Source organism: Bifidobacterium catenulatum PV20-2, assembly GCF_000800455.1.
Classification (GTDB): domain Bacteria; phylum Actinomycetota; class Actinomycetes; order Actinomycetales; family Bifidobacteriaceae; genus Bifidobacterium; species Bifidobacterium kashiwanohense_A.
Window position 1 is genome coordinate 122,613 of record NZ_CP007456.1, and the last position, 17,667, is coordinate 140,279.

Annotated in this window: 10 protein-coding genes and 1 pseudogene; 7 read left to right on the plus strand and 4 right to left on the minus strand. The window is 56.4% G+C overall.

The annotated features are described in order from the left end of the window. Positions 1 to 239: 239 nt before the first annotated feature. The gene (gene ilvC, locus AH68_RS00460; protein ID WP_039196630.1) at positions 240 to 1,280 is read right to left on the minus strand and encodes a ketol-acid reductoisomerase; all 1,041 of its coding nucleotides are present in this window, start codon (positions 1,278 to 1,280) and stop codon (positions 240 to 242) included. 274 nt (positions 1,281 to 1,554) lie between these two features. Here ilvC and AH68_RS00465 point away from each other — a divergent pair, with 274 nt between their 5' ends. The 3 genes from AH68_RS00465 to AH68_RS00475 all read left to right on the plus strand — a co-directional run bounded on the left by AH68_RS00465 (position 1,555) and on the right by AH68_RS00475 (position 5,284). Further along, positions 1,555 to 3,372, plus strand: coding sequence for a sialate O-acetylesterase (locus AH68_RS00465; RefSeq protein ID WP_039196632.1), 1,818 nt, complete (start codon positions 1,555 to 1,557; stop codon positions 3,370 to 3,372). Between the two features lie 340 nt (positions 3,373 to 3,712). Next, a complete protein-coding gene (locus tag AH68_RS00470) occupies positions 3,713 to 4,012 on the plus strand; it encodes a hypothetical protein (protein WP_236682422.1) in 300 nt (99 codons plus the stop codon). A 228-nt stretch (positions 4,013 to 4,240) separates the two neighbouring features. Beyond that, complete coding sequence (locus AH68_RS00475; protein ID WP_039196636.1) at positions 4,241 to 5,284, plus strand: LacI family DNA-binding transcriptional regulator; 1,044 nt, start codon at positions 4,241 to 4,243, stop codon at positions 5,282 to 5,284. A gap of 4 nt (positions 5,285 to 5,288) precedes the next feature. Here AH68_RS00475 and AH68_RS00480 read toward each other — a convergent pair whose 3' ends face one another. Both AH68_RS00480 and AH68_RS00485 read right to left on the minus strand, forming a co-directional pair. Further along, on the minus strand, positions 5,289 to 5,540 hold the full coding sequence (locus tag AH68_RS00480) for a hypothetical protein (protein ID WP_039196639.1): 252 nt from the start codon (positions 5,538 to 5,540) through the stop codon (positions 5,289 to 5,291). A 15-nt stretch (positions 5,541 to 5,555) separates the two neighbouring features. After that, positions 5,556 to 7,025, minus strand: a complete 1,470-nt coding sequence (locus tag AH68_RS00485) for an amino acid permease (protein WP_039196640.1) — start codon at positions 7,023 to 7,025, stop codon at positions 5,556 to 5,558. Between the two features lie 454 nt (positions 7,026 to 7,479). Here AH68_RS00485 and AH68_RS00490 point away from each other — a divergent pair. Beyond that, a pseudogene (locus AH68_RS00490) lies at positions 7,480 to 10,421 on the plus strand (FtsX-like permease family protein). A gap of 58 nt (positions 10,422 to 10,479) precedes the next feature. Here the strand turns inward: AH68_RS00490 and AH68_RS00495 are convergent. Next, complete coding sequence (locus tag AH68_RS00495) at positions 10,480 to 11,937, minus strand: cation:proton antiporter (protein ID WP_039196641.1); 1,458 nt, start codon at positions 11,935 to 11,937, stop codon at positions 10,480 to 10,482. A gap of 296 nt (positions 11,938 to 12,233) precedes the next feature. Between AH68_RS00495 and AH68_RS00500 the strand changes: the two genes are divergently transcribed. The 3 genes from AH68_RS00500 (at position 12,234) to AH68_RS00510 (ending at position 17,551) form a co-directional block, all read left to right on the plus strand. Further along, positions 12,234 to 12,725, plus strand: a complete 492-nt coding sequence (locus AH68_RS00500) for an HTH domain-containing protein (RefSeq protein ID WP_039196643.1) — start codon at positions 12,234 to 12,236, stop codon at positions 12,723 to 12,725. Next, entirely contained in the window at positions 12,725 to 13,738 is a 1,014-nt protein-coding gene (locus AH68_RS00505; RefSeq protein WP_236682483.1) for a class C sortase, read from the plus strand. The genes AH68_RS00500 and AH68_RS00505 overlap by 1 nt, the downstream gene beginning before the upstream one ends. 387 nt (positions 13,739 to 14,125) lie before the next feature. Beyond that, entirely contained in the window at positions 14,126 to 17,551 is a 3,426-nt protein-coding gene (locus AH68_RS00510; protein WP_236682423.1) for a DUF7604 domain-containing protein, read from the plus strand. Positions 17,552 to 17,667 lie beyond the last annotated feature (116 nt).

A 17,667-nucleotide genomic window follows, 5' to 3' on the forward strand; every position in this document is an offset into this window, starting at 1 on the left:
ATCGCATTTTTTCGAGTACGGGGTTATTCGTTGGAACCGTGGTTCTGGAATCTCGGAACCTTGAAACCTCAAAACCGTGAAATCCTCTGAAAATAGAGGAAGACCGACACCCACAAACGGGCGACGGCCTTCCATTGGTAATTGAGGCTTGCGATCCGGTCCATCGGGACCAATTGACCGGATTCCGATGGACCGAGGCCGCTTGATCGGAATCCCGATCAAGCGAAGCCCTAAGTCACTCAGCCACGGGCGATCTTGCCGGTGAAGGTGGCCATATCAGCATCGTCATCCTTGCCGTTGTTCCAGGAGAACATGGCGCGCAGCTTCGGGCCGACGGTCTCGATGCGCACGTTGCCGTACTCTTCCTGCAGCTGCTTGAACTTCGGAGCGCCAGCGTCCTGATCATCGATGAACTCCTTGGCGAAGGAGCCGTCCTGGATGCGCTTCAGGTGGTACTGCATGCGCTCACGCACGTGCTCGTCGATGCAGGTGTTGGTGTAGTCGCCGTACTGAGCGGTGTCGGAGCAGGACCAACGGGCCTTGTTCAGACCGCCCTCGTTCATGAGGTCGACGAGCATCTTCAACTCGTGGCAGACCTCGAAGTAGGCGATCTCCGGCTGGTAACCGGCGTCGGTGAGGACTTCGAAGCCCATTTCAACGAGCTTGTTCACGCCGCCCATGAGCACATTCTGCTCGCCGAACAGATCGGTTTCGGTCTCCTCGGTGAAGGTGGTCTTGATGGCACCTGCGCGCAGGGCACCCAGAGCCTTGGCGTAAGCCAGAGTGATGTCCCAAGCATCGCCGCGCGGATCCTGCTCCACGGCCACGACAACCGGAACACCACGGCCATTGGCGTACTCACGACGCACGATGTGGCCCGGGCCCTTCGGAGCGACCATGAAGATCGGGTGATCCTCGGACGGCTTGATGTAGCCGTAGTGGATGTTGAAGCCGTGAGCGAATGCAACCGCTGCGCCCGGCTTGATGTTCGGCTCGATGTCATTGGCCCAGATGGTGCGCTGGTACTGATCCGGAGCCAGGATCATGATGATGTCGGCCTCAGCTGCGGCTTCCGGAACGGACTTGACTTCCAGACCCTGCTCCTTGGCATGCTCAACGGACTTGGAGGTCGGACGCAGGCCAACGACGACGTCCACACCGGAATCGCGCAGGTTCAGCGCGTGGGCGTGACCCTGGGAACCGTAACCGATGATGGCAACCTTCTTGCCTTCGAGGACCGAGAGATCGCCGTCGTTCTCGTACCAGATTTGTGCAGCCATTGTGATTGGCACTCCTTTTTATGTAGTGGGGTGAACGCCTTCCGGCGCTCGGGTTTCTACCATTCGCAGATGAATTCGCGTGTTTTCATGCATGGATTTTGTCCTGCAAACTGGGGTCTATCCTACCGGAGCCTTCATCTTGCAGCGTGTCTGGTCCACAAAGTGAGCCGCGAAACCGTAAAAATCCGTCGCGGCAACGGCAAGTTTCATGTATTTTGACGGGAAGGCGGCATAGGATACAACGCGTAGGGATTTTTGATTAGGAAGAGATGTCATGGTCACTGCGACTGGTCCTGCGCCCGGATCTGAAATGACGGCGGCAATCGGCGATATTGAGGACCGTAGCACGGCAGGAGTTCTGCACGTCGCCGCGATTTTCGCTTCGCACATGGTATTGCAGCGCAACAAACCCATCGCCGTGTTCGGCGCGTTGGATGCCGATTGCGCTGGACTTGAAGTTTTGGCGGAAATACGCGATTTCGATGGTTCCGTGATTGTGCAGGCGCATGCGTACGCCTCCAAAGAGATCAAGAACAGCCTGTCTCCGTGGCGCGTTATGCTGCCCGCGCAGCCTGAAGGCGGACCCTACACGTTGCGCGTCACCGCAGGCAACGATTTCATCGAATATTACGACGTTCTTATCGGCGAAGTATGGATGGCCGGCGGCCAAAGCAATATGGAACTCGAATTGCGTAACAGCGAAAACGCTGAGGAAGCCCTCGAAAACTGCGCCGATCCGCTCCTTCGTTTCTACAATGTGCCAAAAACCGGTGTGATCAATCGCAACGCCGAACATGCGGCAAGCTGGCAGGAATCATCGCCGGAAAACAGTGGCGTTATGAGCGCGGTAGCCTACTATTTCGCTCGAAAACTGCGTAACGAACTCGATTCCGATCTTCCGATCGGCATTATCGACTGTTATATCGGGGGTACGTCGATCAGTTGTTGGATGAGCGAAGATGCGCTGAATTCCAGCGAATCCGGGCGTGGCTATCTTGCGCGCTACGAGCAGGCGGTCGCAGGTAAGACGCAGGAACAATTCGATTTGGAGTATAGCGAATGGCAGTCGCGTTCTGATACGTGGAATGCGTCGATTGCTGCAGCTCGTGAAGCCGATCCTGATGTGACGTGGGATACGCTGACCCAACAGTACGGCGAATGCCCGTGGCCGCCGCCGATGACGCCGACCTCGCAGTGGCGTCCGACTGGTCCGTTCCATGCCATGCTGGAGCGTATCGTGCCCTATTCCTTGGCTGGATTCCTGTGGTATCAGGGCGAGGAAGACGAGCCGTATTGCGGATCCTACCGTGAGTTGCTGGGCATGATGATTGGTGAATGGCGTGCGCTGTGGAGCGAGAATCTGCCGTTCCTGATCGTGCAGCTGCCGCAGTGGATCGACAAGAAGGTCGACGAGGGCGAAGGCGATCCGATGCTGTGGCCGGTGCTGCGTGAGGCCCAGTGGGATGCCGCACAGTCCATCGACAACGTGTTCGCCATCTGCACCATGGATTGCGGTGAATACAACAACATTCACCCGGTTGATAAGCGCACGCCCGGCGAGCGTCTCGGCAATTGTGCGCTTCACCAAGTGTATGGTATGAGCCGTATTCCGGTGTATGGTCCGACTGTGCTGGGCTTCCGCTGCGACGAAGGCGGTCGCGTGCGTCTGTTCTTCCGGTATGCGCACGGCCTGCATTTCAGCGGTACTACGCCCGACAGTTATGGTGATAAGTTCGACAAGAGCCTGCCTTCGTTGGTACGACTGCCGGAACGTTCCGGTTTCGAGCTTGCCGGCGCTGATGGTGTGTTCCATCCGGCCACTGCTGCGATTTTCGTGGATTGCGATATTGACGATTTGATCAACGCGAAGGTCAATGTGGTTGACTATAACGCTACGGAGTTCGGTATTCCGATTAACAGTCGCAGTATCGGCACGATTACGTTGGCCACGCCGGAAGTGCCAGCGCCGGTGATGATGCGCTACGCGTGGCGCAGTTGGGGGCCTGCACCGTTGGTTAATGACAATGATCTGCCCGCTCACCCATTCAAGCTAGACCTGACCGATCACACCGACTCTGATCACGCTGAATAATCACGTTGCATGATTGTCGCTAGTTGACAATGAATAGCGTGCGATTGCTGTGCTTATAGTGTGCTGCAGTCGCACGCTTTGTATTGCGATTGAAGTTCTGCTGATCGCACGTCAGTCAAATACGAATCAAATACCAGTCAAATAAAAAATCGTTGAAAAATCAACGTTTCTGCGATTTGCGGCACCAAAATCGCAGAAACGAATCAAATAAAAATATGTCACGAACGCATAGGCTATTGCCGCAGATCCGGGCCGAATGATTCTAGGTATGCGGTCAGTTCGGCGGCCATCTGTTCGTCTTCCGGAATGCGAGGATGACCATCCGTGCCGCAACCATTGCGTGAATACAAGAAATGTTTCACGTGAAACTCGCCTTCAGTCGAAGCGTATCGCGGCCGTTGCTGTGGAAGATGGTGTGGAACTTACCGTCACAGCCAAGAGCTACGTGCGTGACCTGTTCTGCATGGCGGACAAGGTCGACGCGAAGGCTTCGGTGGCCGAGGGCATGGTCTCGCTGCTTCCGGGCGAAAGCGTCGTGCTGCATATCGCCACTGCCGATGCCGCAGCGCTTGCCGCTCCGGGTGCGTTCGCAGCCGCCAACGTGCTGCGTTACGCCAACGATCTGAAGCGTGAATGGTGAGATTCCGTGAATACGCCGTCTGCTGAAGCGGTAGAAGAGTGGATAGAGGACTACTGAAATTTCAGTTGACGTGTTCGGTTGAGTAAAAACATAAGTTGAAGCGCCGCCAATCTTAAGAGAGGGAAGTGTTGTGAACACTGACTTTTCAAGAGGCTGGTCGGCGCTTTTACTGTACGATGTAGATGAATCGTTTAAGTTGCGATTTAAGTTAAGAAGAAGGACGCGGACATGCCTATTCAAAAAAGCAAGGTGACGATTTTTGACGTTGCCAAAGCTTCGGGAGTCTCTAGTAGCGCCGTTTCGTATGCGCTCAACGGCAAGTCTGGTGTTTCCGATGTGACCCGAGACAAGGTGTTGAAGGTCGCGCACGAACTGGGATGGAAACCGAATGGCGCGGCACGGGCGCTGGCCAAGTCGAAGACGCAGCGCGTGGGTCTGGTGTTGGGTTACGACCCGAAGCTGCTTTCCGTCGAACCCTACATGATGGAGCTTATTTCCGGTCTTGGCGCCGAGTTGGAAAAATACGATTATTCCCTGTTGATACGAATGGCCGTGGATGAGGCCGCGAAGCTTTCGATCATCGATGATTGGATCGCCACCGGCAACGTTGACGCCATGCTGCTCGTTAATGTTGAGCTTGGAGACCCTTGCGTTGCCTTGCTTGAGGAGCATGAGGAGATGCCGGTACTTGCCATTGCCGACGCCTCCGTGGTCGGCAATCTGCCGAGCCTGTCAAGCGCCGATGCCGATGCCGTGCGCCAAGCGGTGCGATACCTGTATGATCTCGGGCATCGTCAGATCGCCCGCGTCGGCGGTCCCGAATCGCTTGCGCACTCGTATATTCGTGATTCCGCCTTTGCAAATGTCGCTACCGAGCTGGGCATGCGTTACCGCTGCCTGCACACCGACTACACGCCGGAGACTGGTAGCGAGGCCACGAAGCGTTTGCTGGCGTTCCCAGAGCATCCGACGGCGATCATCTACGACAATGATGTGATGGCGTTGGCAGGCCTTGGCGTGGCAGCTTCGCAAGGCATCAAAGTGCCGGAGGAAATTTCCATCATGTCGTGGGATGATTCCTTCATGTGCACCGCGGCCTATCCGAATCTGACCGCCATGGGCCGTGATGTGGTCGATACCGGTAAGCAGGCCGCCGGATTGCTGCGCAAGCTGATCGGCGGCGAGCGTGTGGGGCATCTGATGGAAGAGCCGTACGAATTGCGTGCCCGCGCTTCGACCGGTCCCGCTCCGGCAGCGGAGAAGATGCGATGATGAGTTAAAAAATTGTGATTGCGCATTTGCTGCGCCCTGACAAGGGCAGGATGAAGGCGAGCAGCGAGCCGATCACGGCGATCGCCGCAAGGGTTCCGCCATACAGGATTGCGACCTTTGACCGGTACCACAAGTCGAACAGCGCGAGTCCCCAGAACAGCGCGGGAATCGCGGATTGGAAATCAAAAAGCGAAATCTGAAATCGTAATCTGAAATCAAAAAGCGCCCGTGCCCCTAGCTTGAGGCACGGGCGCATTGCTGCCCTATGACTTCAGGCGCGTTTCTGTGTGATCTGATAGGCGGCGAACAGCACGACCAGCCAAATCACGCCGGCGACCACGGCGATGCGATAGCTTGCGGAGAAGCACATCAGCACCACGACCAGCAGCATGAACGTGATCACCACATACGGCGTCACCTTGGCGAACGGCAGCTTGAAAGCGAGCTTGTCAAGTGCTTCCTGGCCCTTCAATCCCTTCAAATCATTCGGACCGTCGCCGGCGGCGACAACGCGACGGAACTTAATTTCCGTAATCATAATCATGATCCAATTGATCGCAGCGGCGATCGTGGCGATCGACATCAAATAATTGAATGCGAAATCAGGCCATACGAACACCACGACCACGGCGATCGCAATAATGATGGCCGACGTGATCACACCCCCGACCGGAACGCCGCGCTTGTTCAGACGGCCCAGATACGCGGGCGCATTGCCCTGCTTCGCCAACGAATACAGCATGCGCGAGTTCGCGTACAGGCCGGAGTTGTACACGCTCATCACGGCGGTCAGGCATACGAAATTCAGAATGCCGGCGGCCGCATGCACGCCCACCGAGTCGAAAATCTGCACGAACGGGCTGGAATCGCCGTCGATTGTGCTCCATGGCACCACGGCCATGATCACGCCGAGCGCGCAGATGTAGAACACGAGAATACGCCAGATAATGCCGTTCGTGGCCTTCGGGATGGTGGTGCGCGGATTTTCGGTTTCACCCGCGGTGATGCCGATGAGCTCAGTGCCACCGAAGCTGAACATCACCACGACCAGCGCCATCAGCAGGCCGGTCCACGTGCCGTCCGCATTGCGAGACATCAGGCCGTGGGGCAGGAATCCGCCGTCAACAGTGAACCAGTTGGCGAACGACGCGCGAATACCCGAAGCTGTCGGCACGTTCGCGATGATCACATACAAACCGCCGAAAATCATGGCAAGCACGGCCACGATCTTGATGATGGCGAACCAGAATTCAAATTCGCCGAACTTGTTCACGCCCATAAGATTCAGCGCCGCGATCGCCACGAGGAACACCGCCGCCGACACCCACTTCGGAATGTTCGGGAACCAGTAATTCACGAACGAGCCAACCACGGCCAACTCCACCATGGCCACGAGCACGTAGTTGAACCAGTAATTCCAGCCGGAAATAAAGCCGGCGCGCTTCGACCAGTACTGCGTGGCGTAATAGCTGAACGCGCCCGCCTTCGGATCCTCGACCGCCATTTCGGACAGTGCGCGCACGATCAGGAAAATCGCCAGACCGCCGATCAGATAGGCGAGCAGAATGGCCGGGCCAGCCAGCTGAATCGACTCGCTGGAACCATAGAACAGGCCGGTGCCGATTGCGCCGCCCAATGCGATTAATTGAATATGACGATTCTTCAAAGACTTGCGCAGTGTCGGCGGAACCGGCACATCGTCGGTTTCGCGCGGTTTCTTCGCAACGGTTGCGTCGCTCATGAATGCTTCCTCTTCTCTTGTGTGCTGTGCGTCTAGCGTTGTTCGCGTTGTTTGAGCTTACGCGCGTTGCGCTGTCGCATGTTCGCCTCACGCTCACGATTTGTGTTTCGTTTGCGATTGCTTGCGTTTCGCCCTTTGTGAGGGAACGTTCTCGATTGTAGCGGGATGCGGTGGGTAAGGCGCTGGAATGTTCGTTCTAGGTTGTCTGTTTTCGGTTGAGGCAGGTGTTGTGGCCGTTCCCGGTGCCCCACGAAGACCCATCCTAAGTGTCCGTTTCTGCCGAAGCGGACACTTAGGATGGGTTTTGGGGGACTCGATTGTATTTTCTGGCGATTTGGAATCGCAAGTACCTCATATCCCCAGTTTTATGGTGTTCAATGGAAGCGGGACTGCGTGAGCCGACTATGGGGCCGGTCGCGCGCAAATCGTACGTGGGTTGAATATGGAGGCCGAAATGGCGTTCGTCAAGGACATGCTGCGGATGTGGGCGCATTCGTGGAAACGGTTCATCTCAATCGCCATGATTACATTACTTGGCGTGGCTGTGCTTACCGGCATTTACGCAGGCTGCCGCGACGCGTTCCGCGGCACCGACCGCTTTTTCGACGCGCAAGGTCTGCACGACATCCAGGTGCTGTCCACCGCAGGATTGACGGATGGCGATATTGCCGCGTTACGCAAGGTGCGCGATGTAGCGAAGGTGCAGGCGGAGCGGTCACAGGAAGTGACGTTCGATTTGGGCGGCCGCAAATCGGCGACCATGCAGGAAATCGGTGCGAACGGTATTGACCGGCCGTACGTGCAGGAAGGGCGATTGCCGAAGAAAGCCGGCGAAATCGCAGTAACCCGTAAATTTATCCGCGATTCCGGCAAAAAGATCGGCAGCCACCTCACCGTAGCCCCCGAATCCTCTTCTTCCGCTACTTCAGTGTCCGTTTCTGGTGAATCGGACACTCAGGGTGCTGAAGATAAGGCACCAAGCTTCCCGACCAAGCTCACCATCGTGGGCGTGGTGCTCGATCCGCAGAATCTAAGCAATCCGGACGGATACTCCGCCATGACCTCGTTTCGTTCCACAACTGCCACCGACTACACGTTCTTCGCTCCGTCCGACGGCGTGACCGGCACCCTCTACACGTCCGCCACGCTGCTCGTCAAAGGTTCGGCCAGCGAAAACACGTTCGACGAATCGTATGAAAACACCGTCAAACAGGTGACCGACCGCATCGATGACGCCGTGAAAACCGACCGGCAGAAGGTCCGCTGGCAGGAACTGCTCGACGCGGGCAGCAGGCAGATCGCCGACGCGCGTGCGGAAGCCGACAAGAAGTTCGCGGACGCGCAATCGCAAATCGACGAGAATCGTCGGCAATTCGACCAGCAGGTCGACCAAATCATGAGCATGCAAGCCGGAGCAACCGGCGCAATGGATCCCACCCAACTCAACGAAACCACGCGTGAAACAATGCGTGAAACCATCATCGCCGCAACCCCTGAACTTGCGCATGCCAAGCAGCGGCTCGACCAGGCGCAATCGCAATTGGACGAGCAGAAAGCGCAAACCGAACAAACGCTGAAAACCAAAGAAAACGAGCTTAAAACCAGTATTCCGCAAGTGCGCTGGTATGTGCAGGATCGGCAGTCTCTCGGCGGATTCAGCGCGCTCAAATCCGACCTTGATTCCATCCAATCGCTCGGCAACGCGTTCCCGATCGTGTTTCTGGTGGTCGCTGTGATGATGAGCCTGACTTCCATGGCGCGCATGGTCGAAGAGGACCGCTCGCTCATCGGCACCTACGTGGGGCTTGGCTATGGGCGTCTTGCGGTGGCGTCGCGCTATCTGCTGTTCGCGCTGCTGGCGTGTCTCATCGGCGGGGGCTTGGCCTACTTGTCGGATTCCTTGGAATTCCGGCGTTCCTTCTGGTTGTTTTGGAGGGCATGTATGTGATGCCTGGTGTGCGACTGGAATACGACTGGCTGTACGGTTCGCTGGGCATCGCACTGTTCGTGGTCGGTGTGCTCGCCGCCACCATTTACGCGTGCGTGCAGGAGATGCGCATGACGCCCGCCGCGCTGATGCGGCCGAAAGCGCCGCGTGCCGGCTCGCGCATTCTGCTGGAACGAATCAAGCCGGTCTGGAATCGTATGGGATTCCTCAGCAAAGTGACCGCGCGCAACATTTTCCGCTTCAAGTCGCGCCTTATCATGACGGTCGGAGGGGTGGCCGGCTGCACCGCGCTCATCGTCTGCGGCCTGGCCATCAATGACACCGTGGCCGACCTTGGTATCAAGCAATATCGTGACGTTTACCAATACGATCTTATGGTGGTTTCTGGCGATTCGGACGCGGACGAAATGCGCGCCAAAGTCGCGTCGGACGGTCGTACCACATCCACGATGAACGTGCGTATCGAATCGGGTGATATGGCTGTTAGGAAGAGCGATTCTGGCAGCGGCGACAGCAGTGGCAGTGTCGGCAGTGCAAGTATTCAGCTGGTTGCAGTGCCGGAAAATCGACTGTCCGACCTGGGCGAAATGGTCACGTTGCAGCCGGTGCATTCCGGAATATTGGGCACGTCCAGTATCGGCGGGAAAGGCTCGCTGAAGCTGGACGACGATGGTGTGATAGTGGCGCAGTCGGCGGCAAGCTCGCTTGGCATCGCCGCCGGAAGCAAAGTGCGATTGACCAACGGCGACGGCGTGCAGGTCACTGCGAAAGTGAGCGCGGTGAATCGCAATCTTATCGGATCGGACGTGTACGTCAGCGAAACCTACTATGCCAAGCTGTTCGGCAAATCCTTCGTGTCCAACGTGTCCGTTTCTGGTGAATCGGACGTGCAAAGTACGAAATCGCTGACCTGGAATGCCATGTATGCCAAAATTTCCGGTTCTGACCAATCGCAAGCCGACTATGCTCAATCGCTCGAAAAGGACAGCTCGGTGGTGAAAGCCGTAAGCAGCACGCACATGGCCGACAGTTTCAAGTTCGATCTTATGGGCGCGGTCGTGGCGCTGATTGTGGCGCTCGCCGGAGGTTTGGCGCTTGTGGTGCTGTTCACGCTCGCCAATACGAATGTGTCGGAACGCGTGCGTGAGATGGCTACACTCAAGGTGCTCGGCTTTTTCGACCGTGAAGTGCACCATTACGTGAATCGCGAGATGATGATCCTCACCGTCATGGGCGTGGTGCTGGGATTGCCGCTCGGCCGGTTCGTTGGCGGGCTGCTGACCATGGCACTCAACATGCCGTCGCTCTATTTCGAGGTGGAGGTCAAGCCGCTGAGTTACATGATCGCAGCCGTGGCGACCATGATGTTCGCGCTGCTTGTGCAACTGTTTGTCAACCCCGTCCTCGACCGCATCGACCCCATCAGCTCGCTCAAGTCTGTGGAGTGACGTGTGTCCGATTCACCAGAAACGGACACTCAAAATACCGGAAAGGCTCGCTCGCGTCTCAGTTCTTCGGATAGCGGTAGTTGTGTGGCAGTTGCGTGGTGAGCTGCGGGTCGAGGCCGAGTTCCTTCAACTGCCGGTCGATCTCACGTCGGGCGCGTTCCACAAGTTCGGCCCGATGCTCGTCGCCGTGCCCATGCGCTTCCAGTGCGTCCAACGTTTCCGCCATACGCTTGAGCCGGTCCTGATGGTGCAGCAGCGCACGCACCTGCGCATGTTCGTGTACGATCGTCCGCCAATCGGATGGCGTGTGCGCAATCTCCCGAACCGCGGTGACCGGATGTACGTCGGCCACCTGATATGTGATCGAGCCAAGCAGCGGCATTAGGAATACCGTAATCGCGCCGGCTGCGACCAGTGTTGACGCGGTGTCGCTTTGCATGGTGCCGACCTTCACCGCCAACGACGTGACGGCGACGATGATCGGCAGCGCGGTCGTGCAATACAGCGCTACGGTGACGCGATGATGCGATGACAGCGGATTCTCGCGTTTGTCGAGCGATAGCGCAACGTATACGGGCACCGCGCGAATCAGCATGAGCATTACGATGAACGCGACGAGCAGCGCGGGCCGGCCTGCCACGGCGCGCACGTTGATCGCGGCGCCTGATACCACGAAGAACACAGGAATAAGGAAGCCATAGCCGACGCCTTCCAGTTTCATTTCCAGTGACTTGCTGCCGTCGGGGATGATGTAGCGCAGGATAAAGCCTGCGGCGAACGCGCCGAGCACCGCGTCAAGTTCGAACAGTGCAGAAATGGTGACAAGGAAGATGAGCAGGAATGTGGTCAGTCGCATGAGCGTTTGCGATGACGTGTTCGCATTTTCCGTAAGGAAATGGTACAGGCGATGGCCGGTTTTCAGTGCTTTCGTGGGTAGCATTGCGCACAGTAGGCAGATGACGAGGAACGCTCCGAGCACGAGCATGGTCTGCCAGCCGGTTCGGGTGGATAGCAGGATGGCCATGGCAAGGATTGGGCCGAGTTCGCCCCACGTTCCGTATGAGATGATGGCGTCGCCGATGGGGGTGCCTTCGAGGTTGCGTTCCTTGAGAATCGGCATGAGTGTGCCGAGAGCGGTGGTGGTAAGTGCGATTACCGTGGCGATGCCGTCGATGCCCTGCTTTGCGAAGAATGGAAGAAGGGTCACGACAAGTCCGGCGAGCCCCAAGGTGATGATCCATGTGACAAGGCCGACTTTGCCTTGATGTCCGGCGAGTCGTTTCGGATCGATTTCATAGCCGGCGAGCAGGAATAGGAACGCCATGCCGAGCTCGCTCAAGAGTTTCACAGCGTCGTTCACTTCGATTACGCCCAGTCCGTACGGGCCGAGTGCGGCTCCGGCGACGAGCAGCAGCACGGTTTGTGGAATGAACCTTCCCGGAATCAGCTGCGCCACAATCGGGCTGACGGCCGCCACCGCCATGATGATAGTCAATGAAACGAGCTCTTGCGTCATGTTTCTAGCTTAGTGAGTCTGCATGACGGTGTTCAGAGACGTGATACCCCATGATGTACCAAAAGGGTGCGCTAGGGCAAGGTTAAGTTTTTGTAAATTTTATGGGGGGGGGGGTAATTCTATGAGCGTTACTACCTGTGGAAAATGGCGGAACTGTTTTGTTTTGAAGATGGAACTCCTTCTTTTCATTGGGGGAAAGGTGGGCTTTATTCGAGGGTTTTAACGAGGGTACCAATGGGGAAAGCTCCGATATGATTCTGAACCAAGCTGTTTAGGCAATATAGGGGGAGGGAAGAATGGTTGATGGAAAATTCACCGCAAAGGAGCGCGCGTATTTGGCCAGTCTTCCCGCGGTGGAAAGCGTGAGCACGTCGCGTATTCGATATTCAGACCGTTTCCGAGTGGAAGCGATGTGCCGTTATAACGCCGGTGAATCACCGTCAGCCATTTTCCGTGAAGCGGGGCTTGATCCGAAACTGATCGGCTACAAGCGTGTGGAGCGGTGCATCGCGCGCTGGAAGCAGCAGGAACGTGATGAGCGTCGAAAGGGAAAAGGGCCCGCGAATCATTATCTGCAGGATGTCGAAGACGATTTATCGATCGCCGAACTGCAAGGGACTACGCGCGAAGAGGAGACGAATGATCTAACTGAAGCCGACGAATCGCAGAATATGGCGGCAAAGCTTGCGCAGGCGCAACTGACCATCAACAAATGCGACATGCTCATCGCCAAGCAAGCGTTGCGTATCGACGAGCTGGAACGCGTGCTGCGGACGTTCATCCAGTGATGGACATGCGGCAACAGCAGACGGAGCGCTATCGGGAACCGTCTTTCGAAGAGGCGGTCGACATTGCCGATGAGGTGCGGCAGTGGCGCAGGGATCGCAGGAAAGTCATTGCCATGCGGGTGGTTGCGGCGCTGTTGATCATTCTTGCGATAGGCATCGGCGGGTTTCCTACGTTTCTGCAGTATCAGTCGGCGCGGGAGCTACGGAATACGTCGGATCGGTCCGCGCAGGCGGTCGCCGGCTGGCCTTACCCCCAGGCTGATGAGGCGTTTGCCGCGGCCAAAGCGTATAACAGGCGGCTTGCGGCTTCGGGGCAGCCGATTCTCGGCGAGACTCAAGACCCGTTCTCCCAAGTGCAGGGCGGTTCGCAGTCCAGTGAATCAGGTGCTGCAGAATCAAATAGCGCCAGTGCAAAGGATGCGGAATATCAAAGTTTGCTCGATTCGGGCAGCGGCGTGATGGGCACTATCCGCATTCCGAAGATTTCCGCACGTCTGCCGATCTACCATGGCACGTCGCAGTCGGCGCTCGCTTCCGGCGCGGGCCACCTGTATGGCAGCAGCCTGCCAGTGGGCGGGCGGAGCACGCATGCGGTGATCACCGGCCACCGTGGGCTGGTCGAGGCGATGATGTTCACGCGCTTGGATGAGATGCGCGTCGGCGACTACTTCTACATCGAAGTGATGGGCCGTACGCTCGGCTACAAGGTGGATCGCATTTCGGTGATCGAACCGAATGACACCTCGAAGCTGAAGATTGTGCCCGGCGAGGACCGGGTGACGTTGATGACCTGCACGCCGTACGGGGTGAACACCCACCGGTTGCTGGTTTCGGCGGTGCGTTCCGCGATTCCTGGAGTGGTTCCCGAGGAACGGAATGCGGCAAAGGACGCGCGATTGATTGCGATTGCGGTGTCGGCTGGCGTGCTCGTGTCGGGGATGCTGCTTGCCTGGCTGCGTAGACGGCCGTGGCATATTCGCAGACATGCGGCTTGGTGGCCGAAACGTGGCTAGCTGTTGCGTTGGCATGCTGCGGTGACATCCGTACGGTTACGGACATGTGAATAATGTTGCCCCGTCGTACGTCGTGCTTATGTGAATTTCGGGTAGCGTAGATAGCTGGAAACGTTGTTATCACTTGGTTTCGAGGCTATTTCATACCCCCGAATCTCCCGCGCTTAGGGTGTATATATCCATTCCCTTTTCCTTTTATTGTTCAAAATTGGAGCGCTGGAAGTGTATCCGCGTCGGCTGGATGCGTGACTGGTGATGAAGATGTGAATCGTGCACATGCACACGGTGCGTAAGGGGAGGTAGCAGATGAGGCATGCGCGAATACAACAGGCAAAGCCCGAGAGGTGCTTTGCTGAACGAATAGTCGCCGTCATCATTGCGATTGCCATGCTCGGCGGCATGGGCTACGCCACCACTTCCGCCGCGATGGCGGATAATGCCGAACAGACCCCGGAGCAGCAGGCCGGCATCAGCCTGGGATTGCATGATTACGATCGTTATACCATCAATAAGAATCATACGTTGCAATTCAAGAACGTTGGCAATCCAGGAACGTATAACGGATATGTCGGTGGTGGCAATGGCGCATACACCGGTATTGTGAATAAAACCCTGATAAATGGCTATCCGACCATGGCGGCTGATAAGGGATCAGAATCATTGGACTATCTCTTTGGCGGGAAGCCTGATGATAAAGCCGTCACCAACTACAAGCCGACTGGCGGACTGCTGACATTGGACAAGGATGGGTATTATGGTTTCGACGCCGATTCCCAGAATGCTACATATGACAAGGCATCGAGCAAGTTCACGCTGAGCGACCGGCAGTGTACGAGCCATTCTGATACTCCTTGCTTCGCTCCATTTGGAGGCGATACTGAGCATAATAAATATTCTTTCGGCATGAATCTTGGCGCCGAGTTCTACATGCCGGAAGACGGCAAGGTCAACAATCAGGACATGGTGTTCGACTTTACCGGCGACGATGATGTGTGGGTGTTCATCGATGGTGTGCTGGTGCTTGATTTGGGTGGTATCCATCAGGCGTTGGATGGCAGCATCAATTTCTCCACCGGCGAGATCAAGTACGACAAGAAGCAGAGTCATGGAGACACTCCTGCCGGAACAATCACCCAGGCATTTAAAAACGCGGGAAAGACGTGGGATCCCGTGGCGTATAAGACACATCATCTGAGCTTCTTCTATCTGGAACGCGGCGACGGCGGTTCCAACTGCAAGATCAAGTTCAATCTGCCGGTGAAGCCGTCCAAGGCCATCGATATCGAGAAGGAAACCCTAGGCACCATCGACGCGAACGAAAAGTTCCAATTCCAGCTGTTCGTCAACGGTTCCTCAACCCCGTACCAGGGCAAATACAGCGTGTACAATGTGTACACCAATCAGGTCATTCAGTCCGATGCGCAGACCGGAAACAACGGTGTGATAATGCTGGCCAAGGGACAATTTGCCCGCGTGCAATCCGACAATTTCACTGATGGCACCATGTACAAGGTGCGGGAGCTGAACTCTAGCGACTACACTGTGTCCGCGAACGGTTCCCCAATGACGCAGCAGGGTAGCGGCGATAGTGCATACGCCGAAACCGGCTTGTTCACCGTGGGCGAGACGAGTCATGTAACCATCGTGAATTCCAATGTGAAGCCGTCGAACAACAAGAGCATCGTGAAAACCGATGGCGGAAAAGGTGATGAGTACACGCTGTATCTGACCGCATCCGGCGATAGCACCTCATCCACGGTCACCACTGCCACACCGGCCGACATTGTGCTGGTCATGGACAAGTCCGGCAGTATGAAGGAAGACAACCGCGACACCAATGCGCGGAACGCGGTCGAGACTCTCGCCAATAAACTGCTGACTGACAAGAATTCAAAGTTGCCGACTGATCAACAGGTGCAGATGGCGGTGGTGACATTCAGCACTAACGCTGCTATCAAGCAGAATTTCACCACAGACGTCTCGAGAATCAACAGCGCCGTGGAGGGTAACCCCGAGGGCGGCACCAACTGGGAGGCCGCGCTCAAGCAGGCAAACGATCTACAAGGTCGCCCTGGTGTGAAGAAGCACATCATCTTCCTGTCGGATGGCGATCCGACGTACCGTATATCCGATTACCCGATTGGGTGCGGTGGATGGGGGAATAGATGCAATCCTGACGATAGCTGGCAAACCACGCCGAAAGGTGTGCATGGTGCAGGTAGCAGTGATAGGAAAGGTTATAACTATGCTGCCGCCTTGGCTGAAGCTAACAGGCGTGACGATGCTGCACTCTATGTGGTGAAGACTTCCACTGATGCGAAGAAGATGGCTGATTTCGCCGATCAAGCCGGTGCAGTGGACGGCAAGGAATTTGACGGCACGAACGCTGAGAATCTGACGAAAGCATTCGACCAGATTTATTCCACCATTACCTCTTCTGCGAAGATCAAGGTCTTCTCCATCACCGACACCTTGTCCCAGTGGGTGGATCCGGTCGAGTTCGCAAATGCAGCCAACGATGCCGACATCACGCAATATGTGACGGTGAAGAACGGCAGTACTACCATGTCGACGAGCGAATACAAGGCCACATACAGCGTCGACAGTCCCGACCATCGCACCGTGACGGTGACGTTCAACGGTACTGACGGTACTGATGGCATCGTCGCAGAAAAGACTGATGTCATCGACGTTTCCTTCAAAGTCAAGCCAAGCGATGCCGCATATATCAACCATGCGAGCAACGACTATCCGGATAAGGGAGACGCGAATACGGGAGACGCATCCGCTGGGCAGCAAGGCTACTATTCCAACAAGGATGCGAAGCTGAACTATTGCGTGCTCACCGAGGTCAACGGCGTGGAATCCTGCGAAAGGACCGAAGCCGAATATCCGCGTCCTGTGGTGCAGGTGAAGCTTGGCAAGATCATCATCACCAAGCAATGGAAGGGCAGCGGTGAGCATGCCGATTCCGTGACGGTGCAATTGCAGCGCAAGGCAATCAGTGCGACTACTGATGCGGAGAACGTCGGTAATCCGATCACGCTGAACGCCACCAACAATTGGACCACAACGGTCGATAAGCTGGTGCCCGGCTACACGTATTCCGTGGTGGAAACCACCGGCGATGACCGATATGACGTCACCTATACGGGTAACAATGTCGACTTGACCAAGCAGATGGTGTGGTCTTCCAATGCCGATGCGGGAACATTGAATGCGACCATCATCAACACGCTGAAGCCGGTATCACTAAGCAACTCAATTTCGGTGAAGAAGAATCTGACCGGTCGTGAGTGGAAGGATTCCGACCAGTTCAGCTTCACGTTGAAGGCGGAAAACAATGCTCCGTTGCCGGTCAGCTGCAAGGATCAGCAGTCATGCACGGTTACGGTAAAGCATGATTCGACCGGCCATACCGTGTCCTTCGGCGGTATCACCTACAACGCCGGTAACGCCGAATACACGTACTACGTGACGGAAAACTCGGGAAAAATCACTGCACTGCACTACTCGCAGGCGAAGTACAAGGTCGTGGTGACTGTGAGCAAAAACACTGCCGGTGCGTGGACGACTTCCGTAACGTCCGTGACCAAGGTGCAGGACGACAACGGCAAGACGATTTCCGAATCGCAGAGTGACAGTACGCAACCGGTCGCTTTCACCAACCACTACATCGCAGTGTCGGCGCTGCCGTTGACGGGCGGGATGACGGATCGTCAGTGGCTGTTCGTCGGCGGTGTGGTCGGCGGGCTTGCGGTGCTGCTCATCGGCGCTGCCGGTGTGTGGAACAGCAAGAAGCGACTCGTCTGAATCGCTTGTACGGGGTCGGAACGTCTGCCAACTTAAAGGCGTTCCGACCGATAATCCAAGATTTGCGGATCGCGGGAGCAAGTTGGGTTCCCGCCTCCCGCGATTGCAGAAACAAG